This is a genomic window from Asanoa sp. NPDC049475 (assembly GCF_040676915.1).
Taxonomy (GTDB): domain Bacteria; phylum Actinomycetota; class Actinomycetes; order Mycobacteriales; family Micromonosporaceae; genus Asanoa.
Genome location: NZ_JBFAPY010000008.1, coordinates 270,158 through 282,702 on the forward strand (window position 1 = coordinate 270,158; position 12,545 = coordinate 282,702).

Below are 12,545 nucleotides of genomic sequence, written 5' to 3' on the forward strand. Positions count from 1 at the left end.
TTACCAGAAGGTTAACCGGCCCGGACACGCCGAGACGAGCCGACCCCAAGATCAGCTCGCCTCGGCATCGACAGAGGTCAGGGACGTTCGACGTGTGCGCCCAGCGCGGAGAGCTTGCTCTCGAAGTCCTCGTAGCCACGGTTGATCAGGTCGACACCGTAGACGCGCGAGGTGCCTTCCGCGGCCAGCGCGGCGATCAGGTGGCTGAACCCGGCCCGCAGGTCGGGAATGACCAGGTCGGCCGCGTGCAGCTTGGACGGGCCGGCGATCACCGCGGAGTGCTTGAAGTTGCGACGGCCGAACCGGCACGGGGTGCCACCGAGGCAGTCCCGGTAGACCTGGATCGTCGCGCCCATCGTGTTCAGGGCCTCGGTGTAGCCCAGGCGCTGCTCGTACACCGTCTCGTGGACGATCGACAGCCCGCGCGCCTGGGTCAGGGCGACCACCAGCGGCTGCTGCCAGTCGGTCATGAAGCCCGGGTGCACGTCGGTCTCCAGCGCCACGGCACGAAGCTCGCCGCCTGGGTGCCAGAACCGGATGCCGCCCTCGGTGCCGGCGGACGAGCCCCGCGGCGGGAGGGTGTCGGTGACCTTGTATTCACCACCGATGGAGCGGAACACGTTCAGGAAGGTCATCATGTCGACCTGCTGCGCGCCCAGGACCTCGATCTCGCCCCGGGTGGCCAGCGCCGCGGCCGCCCAGGAGGCCGCCTCGATGCGGTCGGGGATCGGCCGGTGGGTGTAGCCGCCGAGGCGCGGGACGCCCTCGATCTCGATCACGCGGTCGGTGTGCACCGTGATGATCGCGCCCATCTTCTGGAGCACGCAGATGAGGTCGATGATCTCCGGCTCGACGGCCGCGTTGCGCAGCTCCGTCACGCCGTTGGCCAGCACCGCGGTCAGCAGCACCTGCTCGGTCGCGCCGACGCTCGGGTACGGCAGCTCGAACTTGGTGCCGTGCAGGCCCGCGGGCGCGGTCAGGTGCATGCCCTCGGGGGTCTTGTCGACCACCGCGCCGAACTCGCGCAGCGCCTGGATGTGGAAGTCGATCGGGCGCGGGCCGATGTGGCAGCCGCCCAGGTCCGGGATGAACGCGTGGCCGAGCCGGTGCAGCAGCGGGCCGCACAGCAGGATCGGGATCCGGCTGGAGCCGGCGTGCACGTTGATCTCGTCGGTCGACGCCCGCTCGACGTTGGCCGGGTCGAGGATCAGCTCGCCGTCCTCGGCGCCGTCGGTGACCTTGACGCCGTGCAGGCCGAGCAGGCCGCGGACGACCTCGACGTCACGGATCCGGGGCACGTCGTACAGCCGGCTGGGCTCGTCACCGAGCAGGGCCGCGACCATTGCCTTGGAGACGAGGTTCTTGGCTCCGCGGACCCGGATCTGACCATGCAGGGGCGTGCCGCCGTGTACGACCAGGACGTCATCGGGCAAGGCAACCTCCGGGGCGGGCAGCGATTCGACACGTAGGCCGTAACCAATGCGCTGAATCGCGGGTTGATCGGGAGTGGCGCCCGGGCAGCATAGCGCTCGGTGATGGGCGTGGGGCCACACACACCGGGTTGTCTGGCACGAAATCAGGACGACTGTGGCACCCGGTAATGCCGGGCGCCACGAAGAGTCACGGGAAGATCAGGGCAGGGCGAGCATCTGGTCCAATGCGGACCGAGCCTCCGCCGAGGTCTTCGGATCGACCGTGATCTGGTTCACCAGCCGGCCCTCGGCGAGCTCCTCGAGCGCCCACACGAGGTGCGGCAGATCGATCCGGTTCATCGTCGAGCAGTAGCAGACCTGCCGGTCGAGGAACATGACCTGCTTATCGGGGTGGGCCAGGGCGAGCCGCCGCACCAGGTTGAGCTCGGTGCCGACCGCCCAGGCCGAGCCGGCCGGCGCGTTCTCGATGGTCTTGATGATGTATTCCGTCGAACCGACGTAGTCGGCCGCGGTCACCACGTCGTAGCGGCACTCGGGGTGGACCAGGACGTTGACGCCCGGCACCCGCATCCGCACCTCGTCGACGGCCGACTTGGTGAACCGGCCGTGCACCGAGCAGTGCCCGCGCCAGAGCAGCATCTTGGCCTGCCCGAGCTGCGCCTGGGTCAACCCGCCCTGGGGCTTGTGCGGGTCGTAGAGGAGGCAGTCGTCGGCGTCGAAGCCCATCTCCAGCACGGCGGTGTTGCGGCCCAGGTGCTGGTCGGGCAGGAACAGCACGCGCTGCCCCCGCTCGAACGCCCAGCGCAGCGCCCGCTCGGCGTTGGAGGACGTGCAGACCACGCCGCCGTGGCGGCCGACGAAGCCCTTGATGTCGGCCGAGGAGTTCATGTAGGTGACCGGGACGGTCGAGTCGGCGACACCGGCGTCGACCAGCGCGTCCCAGGCGGCCTCGACCTGCTGGAGCTGCGCCATGTCGGCCATCGAGCAGCCGGCGGCCAGGTCGGGGAGCACCACCTTCTGCGCGTCGGTGGTCAGGATGTCCGCGGACTCGGCCATGAAGTGCACACCGCAGAAGACGATGTACTCGGCGTCCGGGCGGGCCGCCGCCTCGCGCGCCAGCTTGAACGAGTCACCAGTCACGTCCGCGAACTGGATGACCTCGTCGCGCTGGTAGTGGTGGCCGAGCACGAACACCTTCGAGCCGAGTTTGGCCTTCGCGGCGGTGGCGCGGGCCACGAGATCGGGGTCGCTCGGCGCGGGCAGGTCACCCGGGCAGTCGACACCCTTCTCCGACGACGGGTCGGCGCCACGCCCGAGCAGCAGCAGGGCGGTCGCCGTGTTGGCGGGTTCGGTCCAGGTCGACGTCACAGGTCAATCTTCCCACCGTGACGCCCGCCCCCAGCGGCCTGGTGACTGTGGGCTGTCACACTGCCGCTATGCGGATTCTGGTCTGCCCCGACAAGTTCGCCGGCACGATCTCGGCGCCGGACGTGGCGGAGGCGGTCGCCGAGGGCTGGCGCCAGCGCGCGCCCGGCGACGAGCTCACGTTGCGGCCGCTCTCGGACGGCGGCCCGGGCTTCGTCGAGGTGCTGGCGGCGCCCGTTCAAGGGAGCAGGCTGCACGTGCGCACCACTGACCCGCTCGGCCGGCCCGTCGACGCCGAGGTGCTGCTCAGCCCCGACCGGGCCACCGCCTACGTCGAGAGCGCCCAGGCCTGCGGCCTCCACCTGCTGAAAAGCGACGAACGGGACCCCAAGGCGACCACGTCGTACGGCCTGGGCGTGCTGGTCCTCGCCGCCGTCGAGGCCGGCGCCCGCACCGTGGTGATCGGCCTGGGCGGCTCCGCGACCAACGACGGCGGCGCCGGCATGCTGGCCGCGCTGGGTGCCGCGCCCCTGGACGAGCACGGCGCCGCGCTGCCCTACGGCGGTGCGGCGCTGGCCCACGTGGCCGGGCTCGGCGGCCTGCCGATGACCCGCGGCGCCACCCTCGTCGCAGCCACCGACGTCGACAACCCGCTGACCGGCCTGCACGGCGCCTCCAACGTCTACGGCCCGCAGAAGGGTGCCGACCGCGCCGACGTCCTCCTGCTGGACGCCGCGCTCGAGCGGTTCGCCGGCGTACTCGTGAAGGACCTTCCGACCTGTCCTCCCGACGTGGCGGCGCTCCCGGGCGCGGGTGCCGCCGGTGGGCTCGGCGCGGCCGTCCTCGCGCTCGGCGGGCGTTGCGAATCGGGCATCGGGCTCGTTACCCGGATGATCGGGCTGGAAGCGGCCCTGGACGCCGCCGACCTGGTGATCACGGGGGAGGGCTCGTTCGACCATCAGTCGCTGCGCGGCAAGGTGGTCGCGGGGGTCGCCGGCGGCGCTCGGGACCGGGGCGTGCCCTGCGTGGTGCTGGCCGGACGGGTCAGCACCGGTCGTCGCGAGGCGGCCAACGCCGGCGTGACGGAGACGTACAGCCTCGTGGACCATTTCGGCGACGAGGCCCAGGCGCTCGCGCGGCCGGCTGCTGGCCTGCGGGAACTCGCGACGCGACTCGCGGGGCAGTGGTCGCGGTAGCGCCGACCGGTGAGATTCGCCTCAACAGTCCCGTTGTCCGGGACCGGGGTAGAATTTGGCGGCGACCCTGATGGGGAATGCCCGGCCGACGGGCTAGCGTTGGCCCGAGAGACCACGTTGGTCCCAGGGGCCGGCGATCGCAGCGAGCAGGGAGATCCCACGTGACCACTTCAGCGCAGACCGGGTCGGCCGAGACCGCGGCTACGACCGTTGTCCTCACCGACGTCGCGGCGGTGAAGGTGAAGGCCCTGATCGAGCAGGAAGGCCGCGACGACCTGCGGCTGCGGGTGGCCGTCCAGCCGGGTGGCTGCTCGGGCCTGCGTTACCAGCTCTTCTTCGACGAGCGCTCGCTCGACGGCGACATCGTCAACGAGTTCGGCGGCGTCGAGGTCGTCATCGACCGGATGAGCGCGCCTTACCTGACCGGCGCCACGATCGACTTCGCCGACCGGATCGACGCTCAGGGCTTCACGATCGACAACCCCAACGCGCAGAACTCCTGCGCCTGCGGCGACTCGTTCCACTAAGCCGCACACACACCGTCTGACGAACGGGGCCGCCTCCTCCGGCGGTCCCGTTCGTCGTGTCTGACCGGCCGGTAAGCTTCCCCGCGCACCGCAGCCAGGTGCCGCCACTGTCCACCGACCCCGAGGGCCGAAATGAAGATCGCCGTTAGCGGCTCGATCGCCACCGACCACCTGATGCACTTCCCCGGTCGGTTCGCCGACCAGCTGATCGCCGACCAGCTCCACAAGGTGTCGCTCTCGTTCCTGATCGACGACCTGGTGGTCCGGCGCGGCGGGGTGGCCGCCAACATCGCCTTCGGGATGGCCCGGCTCGGGCTGCGGCCGGTGCTGATCGGCGCCGTCGGCACGGACTTCGACGACTACCGGTCCTGGCTGGAGCGCCACGGCGTCGACTGCGACTCGGTGCACGTCTCCGAGGTGCTGCACACCGCGCGCTTCGTCTGCACCACCGACGAGGACATGTGCCAGATCGCCTCGTTCTACGCGGGTGCGATGAGCGAGGCCCGCAACATCGAGCTCGCCCCGGCCAACGACCGGGTGGGCGGCTTCGACCTGGTGCTGATCAGCGCCGACGACCCGCAGGGCATGGTGCGCCACTCGCAGGAGTGCCGGGAGCGCGGCTACCGCTTCGCGGCCGACCCGTCGCAGCAGCTGGCCCGGATGGGCGGCGAGGACATCGTCCAGCTCATCGACGGCGCCGCGTACCTGCTCACCAACGACTACGAGAAGTCGCTGCTGGAGAGCAAGACCGGCCTCTCCGACGCCGAGGTGATCGAGAAGGTGGCCGTGCGGGTCACCACGCTCGGCAAGAACGGCGTCGAGATCACCGGCAAGGACATCGAGCGCATCCACGTGCCGATCGCCGCCGACGTGCGGCCGATCGACCCGACCGGCGTCGGCGACGGCTTCCGCGCCGGCTTCTTCGCCGGCCTGTCCTGGGGTCTCGACCTCGAGCGCTCCGCGCAGATCGGCTCGCTGCTCGCCGGGCTGGTCCTCGAGGGTGCCGGTGGCCAGGAGTACGACCTGCGGGCCGACACGTTCCTCAAGCGGCTCGGCGACTCGTACGGGCAGGAAGCGGCCGACGAGGTGCGGCCGCATCTGAAGGGGTGACTCCCCGCCTGGTCGTCTTCGCCGGCCTGCCCGGGGTCGGCAAGAGCACCCTGGCCGCCAAGGTGGGCACCGCGCTGGCCGTGCCCGTGCTCACCGTGGACCACGTCGACCGGGTGCTGCGCGCGCACGAGGTGGTCGAGACGGCGCCGGGCGTCACCGCGTACGACGTCGTCGCCGCCCTGGCCGAGGCCCAGCTCGCGATGGGGCTGACCGTCGTGGTCGACGCTGTCAACGCGGTGGCCGCGGCCCGGGCGACCTGGCCGGCGATCTGCGAGCGCAGCGGGGCGGCGCTGCGCGTCGTCGAGGTCTGGTGCGGCGACATGACCGAGCACCGGCGCCGGGTCGAGACGCGCCACGCCGCCGCACCCGAGGGCAACCCGACCTGGGAGGCGACGGTGCTGCGGATGGCCGAGTACGAGCCGTACGTCGGCCGCCGCCTGGTCGTCGACACCTCGGTGCCCGGCGACCCGCTGCCTGGCACCCTCTCCTGGATCACCGACTAGAGGTCGCGCCGCACGTCGAAGGCGTCCGGCGACGGGGAGCCCAGGTAGTGCTGCCCGCGCATCCGGCACCACGCCGGGATGTCGGTCGCCGCGGCCGGGTCGTCGGCCAGCACCCGCAGCGTCGCGCCGACCGGCAGGTCCGGGAGGCGACGGGCCAGCGCGATGACCGGCAGCGGGCAGCGCTGGCCCCGGCAGTCGAGGACCTCGGTCATAGGTCGACCACCCCCGCCTCGGCACGCAGGTCGGCCACGATGCCGGGCAGCTCCGCCAGGAACCGGTCGACGTCCTCCTCCGTGCTGTCGCGGTGCAGCGACACCCGCACGTTGCCGTGCGACAGCACACCCATCGCGACCAGCACGTGGCTCGGGGTCAGCGTCGACGAGGTGCACGACGAGCCGGACGAGACCGCGAACCCGCGCCGGTCGAGCGCGTGCAGCAGCGCCTCGCCGTCGACGTAGAGGCACGAGAACGTCACCAGGTGCGGCAGCCGGTCGGCCGGGTCGCCGACCACCTCGACGTCGGGAACGGTCGCGGCCACCGTGGCCCGGATCCGGTCGACCAGCGCGCGGTGCCGTTCGGCCAGCGTCGCCGCCTCGGCCGCCGCCGCCCGCAGCGACGCCGCGGCCGCCACGATCGCCGGCAGGTCGGTGGACCGGTCCGTGCGCTCCTCGGACGGCCCCGGCGCCAGGAAGCGGGTGCCCTTGCGCACCACCAACAGTCCGACACCGGGCGGTCCGCCCCATTTGTGGGCACTGGCGGTGAGCAGTGACCAGCCGTCCGGCAACGGCACGCGTCCGACCGACTGCGCCGCGTCCACATAGAGCGGCACGCCGTGCTCGGCGCACAGCGTGCCGGCCGCCGCGACAGGCTGCACCGTGCCGACCTCGTGGCTGGCGCTGATCAGCGCGGCCAACGCCGTGCCCGGCGCGGCGACCGCCTCCGCGAACGCCGCCAGGTCGACCCGGCCGAGCCGGTCCACACCCACCTCACGCACGGTGCCACCGGCCGCGACGTGCCGTTCCGCCGTGTGCAGCACGGCGGAGTGCTCGATCGCCGAGTGCACGAGACCACGGCCGACGCGTTCCCGGCCCGCGAGCCCGCCCAGCACGGCCGTGTGGGCCGCCGCGGTGCCGCCCGCAGTGAACGACAGCTCGTCCGGACGCACCCCGAGCACCTCGGCCGTGGCGCCGCGAGCGGCGTCCAACAGCTGGCGTGCCCGCCGCGCCCGCGAGTAGAGCCGGGCCGGGTCGGCCCAGCCGTCGTCCAGGGCCGCGGCCAGCGCCTGCTTGGCCGCCGGATGCAACGGTGCGGCGCTCGCCGTGTCGAAATAGGCTTCTGAAACCCCCACGATCAAACGTTATCCCCGGGCGGCGCGCCGACCCCCGGAGCGGTGTGAGGACCTTGGTCGAGTAATGTGCGACCGTCGGTGACGGCAGGTGCGAGAGGGGCAGGACCACAACGTGTCCGCAGTGCGTTCGAAAGCGCGGTCGACGGCCGTCCGGTTGGCCGGTGTCGGCGTCGGCGGTGCGCTGCTGTTGCTGCTCTCCGGTTGTGACGTCGGCAGTCACGTCGACGGCTTCGGTTGGCCGCAGAACGGCATCACCGAGCAGTCCAAGCGGATGTACGACCTGTGGATCGGGTCGACCGTCGCGGCGCTGATCGTCGGCGTCTTCGTCTGGGGCTTGATCTTCTGGTGCGTCATCCGCTACCGGAAGCGGGGCGACAAGCTCCCCGTGCAGACCCGGTTCAACATGCCGATGGAGTTCCTCTACACCATCGCGCCGGTCCTGGTCGTCTCGGTGCTCTTCTACTACACGGCCATCGTGCAGACCGACGTGAACAAGGTGACCGCCGACCCGGCCGTGACGGTCGAGGTCGAGGCGTTCAAGTGGAACTGGCAGTTCAACTACCAGTCCGGCCCGACCGAGGGCGGCAAGGTCGGTGAGACGGTGGCGTCCACCCTGGGCACCACCGAGATCATCCCGGTCCTGGTGCTGCCGACCGGCCGCACGATCCGGTTCGAGGAGACCAGCCGCGACGTCATCCACTCGTTCTGGGTGCCGGAGCTCCTGTTCAAGCGCGACGTCTTCCCGGGCAACGTGCGCAACGTCTTCGAGGTCACCATCGACCAGGAGGGCGCGTACGTCGGCCGCTGTGCCGAGCTCTGCGGCACGTACCACTCGATGATGAACTTCGAGCTGCGCGCCGTCTCGGGCGACAAGTACGACCAGTTCCTGGCCGCGAAGCGCGGCGGGCAGAGCACGCAGCAGGCGCTCGAGGCGATCGGTGAGGACCCGCTGGCGTCCACCACGTCGCCGTTCCCGACGCGGCGTGACGACTCGAACTTCAACCCGGGCGGCACCGCCGCCGGCACGGGCAACTGAGAGGCCGGCCATGCGCACCGAATGGAAACTGTTCAGCGTCATCTCCGCCTTCCTGTTCGTCGCGACGTTCGTCTACGCCTTCTGGACCAACGCGCAGACCCAGGGCATCGACTGGGTCGGCACGGTCGCGCTCGCACTGAGCTTCCTGCTCACCACGATGTGCGGCGGCTTCTTCTGGTTCGTCAGCCGGCGCATCGAGCCGCGCCCGGAGGACCGCTCCGACGGCGAGATCGCCGACGGCGCGGGCGAGATCGGCTTCTTCAGCCCGGGCAGCTACTGGCCGTTCGGCATCGCCCTGGCCGCCACGATCGCCGGCCTCGGCATGGTGTTCTGGCAGGTCTGGCTGCTGGCCATCGGCCTGGTCTGCGTCGTCCTCGCGGCCTGCGGCCTGCTCTTCGAGTACTACACCGGAACCCGCCGCACCGCGGAACACTAGATTCTCTTCGTCGAAAGGCCGGCCCGGCGGGTCGGCCTTTCGCTTTTCCCGAGCTCCGGATCTTCTTTTGTCGCTGCGCGTTTTCTCTTGCCCGGGTTCGCGGTGGTCCGGACCGTGGTTGCTGCTGTCGGTTCCTGCTTTGTTTGTCCCGGGTTCGCACTGGTCCGGACCGTCGCTCCCGCCGGGGACCGCTCCGCTTCGCTGCGCTGCCAGGTCCGCGGTGGGTCGCCCCTTCGAGATCTGGGTAAAGATTGCTGCTGGAGCAGCATCCATTTACCTAGGTCTGGCGTAGGGCAGGCGAGCGCCGGCGTGTCACCGCCTGTCGGCGGCCTGGGTGGGCTTGCGGGTCGTGCGACGGGGCCTGTAGCGGAATGGCCGGCTTGTGTGGCGGTCTTCTGGCGGTCGCCTGTCGGCGGGCTTACAGGCCGTCGGCCTTGGCTGCCTGGGCGACGGTGATCCAGCGGTCCAGGAGGGCTGCCGCGGCGCCGCTGTCGACGGCGTTGGCCGCCCGTTCCAGGGCCGTGGCCAGGGCCGGCAGCAGGTCGTCCGCGCCGCCCGCGTGGGCCACCAGGGCCGCCGCGGCGTTGACCAGGGTGGCGTCGCGGACCGGGCCGCGCTCGCCGGCCAGGACGCGGCGGGCCGCGTCGGCGTTGAAGGACGCGTCGCCGCCGCGCAGGTCGCCCGGGGCGGAGCGGGGGAGGCCCAGGTCGACCGTGTCGAGGCGGGTCTCGCGGACCGCTCCGTCGTGGGCCAGCCAGACCCGGGTCGGCGCGGCGGTGCTGATCTCGTCGAGGCCGTCCTCGCCGCGGACCACGAGCACCGAGTCGCCGCGGCCGGCGAACACGGCCGCCACCACCGGGGCCATCCGCTCGTCGAAGCAGCCGACCAGGCCCGAGCGCGGACGGGCCGGGTTGCTGAGCGGCCCCAGGAAGTTGAACGCGGTCGGCACGCCGATCTCGCGTCGGGTCGGGCCGGCGTGCCGCATGCCCGGGTGGAACCGGGCCGCGAAGCAGAAGCCGATGCCCGCCTCGGCCACGGTGCGGGCCACCCCGGCCGGGCCGAGCTCCAGCGGGATGCCGAAGTGCTCCAGCAGGTCCGCGGTGCCGCACAGCGACGACGCGGCGCGGTTGCCGTGCTTGACCACCCGGACGCCGCAGGCGGCGACCACCATCGCGGCCATCGTCGAGATGTTGACCGTGTGCGCCCGGTCGCCGCCGGTGCCGACGACGTCGACCGCGTCGGCCCGCACGGACTCCGGCAGGTCGACGGTGACCGCGGCGGTGAGCATCGCCTCGACGAGGCCGCCGAGCTCCGCCGGCGTCTCACCCTTGGCCCGCAGCGCCATCATGAACGCGGCGATCTGGGCGGGTGTGGCCGAGCCGGCCATGATCTCGCCCATCGCCCACGCCGTGTCCGGGGTGGCGAGGTCCTCGTCGCGCAGCAGCGCGGCGAGCAGGTTGGGCCAGGTCCGATCGCCCATGCCGGGCCTCCCGTGTCGGGCCGGAGGTATCAGGGGAACTCAGGCGGTGGTGACCGGCCCGCCGGAGGCGTACGAGCGGAGCATGGCCGCGACGGTGCGGCCGGTCTCGATCGGGTCGAGCGGGAACATCAGGGTGCCCTCGACCTGCGCGTAGGCGGCCAGCCAACGGTCGGCGGCGCGGGCCAGCACGAGGCAGACCGGCGGCGCGGCGTTGGGGCGGTCGTCCTTGATCTGCCGGGCCAGGCCCACGCCGCCGGCCGGGGTCGCCTCGCCGTCGAGCAGCATCAGGTCGATCTCGTAGTCGTCGACCAGGCGCACGCAGGCGTCGTAGTCGTCGGCCTCGACGAACTCGACCTGCAGGTCGGCGGCCGGCCGGGTGCCCACGGCCAGGCGCATCCGGTCGCGCACCTTCGGGTCGTCGCTGTAGAGCAGGACGGTGTACGTGCGGTCGGTCATTGAAAGGCTCCCACGTGGTTAGTCGTGCGCCGCCGATCGTACCGTCGCGTCGTTTTGATCTTGAGCCCGCTCCCGGGCCTCCTGCCGGTCGAGCTCGCGGTCGATCCGGCGGGCCTCCCGCTCGGAGGCGCGGATCCACTGCACCACCAGCACCGCGATCATCGTCACACTGACGAACTCGCCGCCCGCCCAGAGGATGCCGCCGGCCGCTCGCTGGTCGTCGAAGGGGTTGGCCCAGGACAGGTGCAGCGACGGGTACCAGTCACCGCCGAGCAGCGTCGTGCTCTGCATGATGGTCAGCCCCAGCACCGTGTGGAACGGCACGGACAGCAGCATCAGCAGCGCCCGGGCCGGGTACGGCCAGCGCCCCGGCAACGGGTCGAGGCCCAGCAGTGGCCAGAAGAACAGGCAGCCGACCAGGATGAAGTGCGCGTGGGTGAGCTCGTGCAGCCACTCGTGCCGCAGCGTCTGCTCGTAGAGGCCGGTGAAGTAGAGCGCGAACGGCGTGGCCACGAACAGGCCGAACGCCACGAGCGGGAAGGTGAACAGCTTCGCCACGTGGCTGTGCACCACCGCGAGCAGCCGGGCGCGGGGAGCGCCGTGCAGCGTGCGTAGGGCCAACGTCATCGGTGCGCCGAGCGCGAGGAAGATCGGCGCGCCCATGGACAACACCATGTGTTGCACCATGTGGACCGAGAGCAACGTCGTGTCGTACGCGTGCAGGCCACTGACCGTAACCGAGGCGATACCGCCGAGGCCGGGCACGAGGAAGAACACCGTGCGGGAGACCGGCCACCTGTCGCCGCGTACCCGGAGCCGGTGCACGCCGTAGAGGTAGAGGCCGGCCGCCACCACGAGGAGCACCGTCAGCCAGCTGTCGAGCCGGATCTCGGTGAACACCGACGCGATGGTGAACGGCGGGGGCGTCGCTTCTGCCAGGACCACGCAGCCAGGTTAGTCCCGGGTGGGTTGGTGGCATTTGCCGGGCCACGGCGCGCCGGACGCACCCCCGCGATCGTCTTCGGTGGTGGAGCGCAATAATGACCGCGTGACTGCGGCCCCAGCGATCGACAAGAGCCGGATCCATTCCCTGACGAGACCAAACATGGTCTCGGTGGGAACGATCGTCTGGCTCTCCAGTGAACTGATGTTCTTCGCGGCTTTGTTCGCGATGTACTTCTCCATTCGCGCTGCGGCGCCTGAGCTCTGGGCGGAACACACGCCAGAGCTCAACATCCCGTACGCGACGACGTTCACGGTCATCCTGGTGCTGTCGTCGATCACCTGCCAGATGGGCGTGTTCGCCGCGGAGCGCGGTGACGTCTACAAGCTGCGGCAGTGGTTCACGCTGACGTTCCTGATGGGTCTGACGTTCCTGTGCGGCCAGCTCTTCGAGTACCACACGCTGGTCGGCGAGGGCATCAAGATCAACACTGACGGTTACGGCTCGATGTTCTACCTGACCACCGGCTTCCACGGCCTGCACGTGGCCGGCGGTCTGCTCGCCTTCATCATCTACATGATCCGGACGACGATGGGGCGCTTCACCCCGGCGCAGGCGACGTCGGCGATCGTCGTGTCGTACTACTGGCACTTCGTCGACGTCGTGTGGATCGGTCTGTTCCTCATGATCTACGGTCTCCAGTGATCATGAG

14 protein-coding genes are annotated in these 12,545 nt (G+C 71.0%); 7 read left to right on the forward strand and 7 right to left on the reverse strand.

Features of this window, described 5'->3' with window-relative positions; translation table 11 throughout:
• Positions 1-77 precede the first annotated feature (77 nt).
• Both murA and nadA read right to left on the reverse strand, forming a co-directional pair.
• Positions 78-1,433, reverse strand: a complete 1,356-nt coding sequence (gene murA, locus AB0J88_RS31490) for a UDP-N-acetylglucosamine 1-carboxyvinyltransferase (protein WP_364348300.1) — start codon at positions 1,431-1,433, stop codon at positions 78-80.
• Between the two features lie 198 nt (positions 1,434-1,631).
• Positions 1,632-2,801: a quinolinate synthase NadA gene (gene nadA, locus AB0J88_RS31495; protein WP_364348303.1), complete on the reverse strand. Its 1,170-nt coding sequence runs from the start codon at positions 2,799-2,801 to the stop codon at positions 1,632-1,634.
• Between the two features lie 68 nt (positions 2,802-2,869).
• Here nadA and AB0J88_RS31500 point away from each other — a divergent pair, with 68 nt between their 5' ends.
• The 4 genes from AB0J88_RS31500 (at position 2,870) to AB0J88_RS31515 (ending at position 6,134) form a co-directional block, all read left to right on the forward strand.
• Positions 2,870-3,994 carry a glycerate kinase gene (locus tag AB0J88_RS31500; protein WP_364348306.1) on the forward strand — a complete coding sequence of 375 codons (1,125 nt, stop codon included), beginning with the start codon at positions 2,870-2,872 and terminating at the stop codon, positions 3,992-3,994.
• Positions 3,995-4,155: 161 nt separating this feature from the next.
• The gene (gene erpA, locus AB0J88_RS31505; protein ID WP_364348309.1) at positions 4,156-4,521 is read left to right on the forward strand and encodes an iron-sulfur cluster insertion protein ErpA; all 366 of its coding nucleotides are present in this window, start codon (positions 4,156-4,158) and stop codon (positions 4,519-4,521) included.
• Between the two features lie 132 nt (positions 4,522-4,653).
• Entirely contained in the window at positions 4,654-5,631 is a 978-nt protein-coding gene (locus AB0J88_RS31510) for a carbohydrate kinase family protein (protein WP_364348312.1), read from the forward strand.
• The gene (locus AB0J88_RS31515) at positions 5,628-6,134 is read left to right on the forward strand and encodes an AAA family ATPase (protein WP_364348315.1); all 507 of its coding nucleotides are present in this window, start codon (positions 5,628-5,630) and stop codon (positions 6,132-6,134) included. The genes AB0J88_RS31510 and AB0J88_RS31515 overlap by 4 nt, the downstream gene beginning before the upstream one ends.
• Here AB0J88_RS31515 and AB0J88_RS31520 read toward each other — a convergent pair.
• Together AB0J88_RS31520 and AB0J88_RS31525 are read right to left on the reverse strand one after the other, a co-directional pair.
• Complete coding sequence (locus tag AB0J88_RS31520; protein ID WP_364348318.1) at positions 6,131-6,346, reverse strand: sulfurtransferase TusA family protein; 216 nt, start codon at positions 6,344-6,346, stop codon at positions 6,131-6,133. The genes AB0J88_RS31515 and AB0J88_RS31520 overlap by 4 nt on opposite strands.
• On the reverse strand, positions 6,343-7,482 hold the full coding sequence (locus AB0J88_RS31525; RefSeq protein WP_364348321.1) for an aminotransferase class V-fold PLP-dependent enzyme: 1,140 nt from the start codon (positions 7,480-7,482) through the stop codon (positions 6,343-6,345). The genes AB0J88_RS31520 and AB0J88_RS31525 overlap by 4 nt, the downstream gene beginning before the upstream one ends.
• 121 nt (positions 7,483-7,603) lie before the next feature.
• Between AB0J88_RS31525 and coxB the strand changes: the two genes are divergently transcribed.
• Together coxB and AB0J88_RS31535 are read left to right on the forward strand one after the other, a co-directional pair.
• Positions 7,604-8,518 (forward strand): cytochrome c oxidase subunit II, encoded by a 915-nt coding sequence (gene coxB / locus AB0J88_RS31530; RefSeq protein ID WP_364348324.1) that lies wholly within the window; start codon positions 7,604-7,606, stop codon positions 8,516-8,518.
• 10 nt (positions 8,519-8,528) lie between these two features.
• On the forward strand, positions 8,529-8,954 hold the full coding sequence (locus tag AB0J88_RS31535) for a cytochrome c oxidase subunit 4 (RefSeq protein WP_364348327.1): 426 nt from the start codon (positions 8,529-8,531) through the stop codon (positions 8,952-8,954).
• 418 nt (positions 8,955-9,372) lie between these two features.
• Here AB0J88_RS31535 and trpD read toward each other — a convergent pair whose 3' ends face one another.
• Genes trpD through AB0J88_RS31550 form a run of 3 tightly spaced genes read right to left on the reverse strand, consistent with a single transcriptional unit; the run spans position 9,373 to position 11,835 of the window.
• Positions 9,373-10,434 carry an anthranilate phosphoribosyltransferase gene (gene trpD, locus AB0J88_RS31540; protein ID WP_364348330.1) on the reverse strand — a complete coding sequence of 354 codons (1,062 nt, stop codon included), beginning with the start codon at positions 10,432-10,434 and terminating at the stop codon, positions 9,373-9,375.
• A gap of 39 nt (positions 10,435-10,473) precedes the next feature.
• Positions 10,474-10,890 (reverse strand): hypothetical protein, encoded by a 417-nt coding sequence (locus tag AB0J88_RS31545; RefSeq protein ID WP_364348333.1) that lies wholly within the window; start codon positions 10,888-10,890, stop codon positions 10,474-10,476.
• Between the two features lie 18 nt (positions 10,891-10,908).
• Entirely contained in the window at positions 10,909-11,835 is a 927-nt protein-coding gene (locus tag AB0J88_RS31550; protein ID WP_364348336.1) for a cytochrome c oxidase assembly protein, read from the reverse strand.
• Between the two features lie 103 nt (positions 11,836-11,938).
• On the opposite strand from AB0J88_RS31550, the gene AB0J88_RS31555 reads away from it, so the two are divergent.
• Positions 11,939-12,538, forward strand: a complete 600-nt coding sequence (locus AB0J88_RS31555; protein WP_364348339.1) for a heme-copper oxidase subunit III — start codon at positions 11,939-11,941, stop codon at positions 12,536-12,538.
• Positions 12,539-12,545: the final 7 nt, after the last annotated feature.

Excerpts from the sequence above, each read along its gene's own strand:
- AB0J88_RS31500 (WP_364348306.1), top strand. The coding sequence starts at position 2,870 with ATGCGGATTCTGGTCTGCCCCGACAAGTTCGCCGGCACGATCTCGGCG.
- trpD (WP_364348330.1), bottom strand. The coding sequence starts at position 10,434 with ATGGGCGATCGGACCTGGCCCAACCTGCTCGCCGCGCTGCTGCGCGAC.
- AB0J88_RS31510 (WP_364348312.1), top strand. The coding sequence starts at position 4,654 with ATGAAGATCGCCGTTAGCGGCTCGATCGCCACCGACCACCTGATGCAC.
- AB0J88_RS31545 (WP_364348333.1), bottom strand. The coding sequence starts at position 10,890 with ATGACCGACCGCACGTACACCGTCCTGCTCTACAGCGACGACCCGAAG.
- AB0J88_RS31520 (WP_364348318.1), bottom strand. The coding sequence starts at position 6,346 with ATGACCGAGGTCCTCGACTGCCGGGGCCAGCGCTGCCCGCTGCCGGTC.
- AB0J88_RS31535 (WP_364348327.1), top strand. The coding sequence starts at position 8,529 with ATGCGCACCGAATGGAAACTGTTCAGCGTCATCTCCGCCTTCCTGTTC.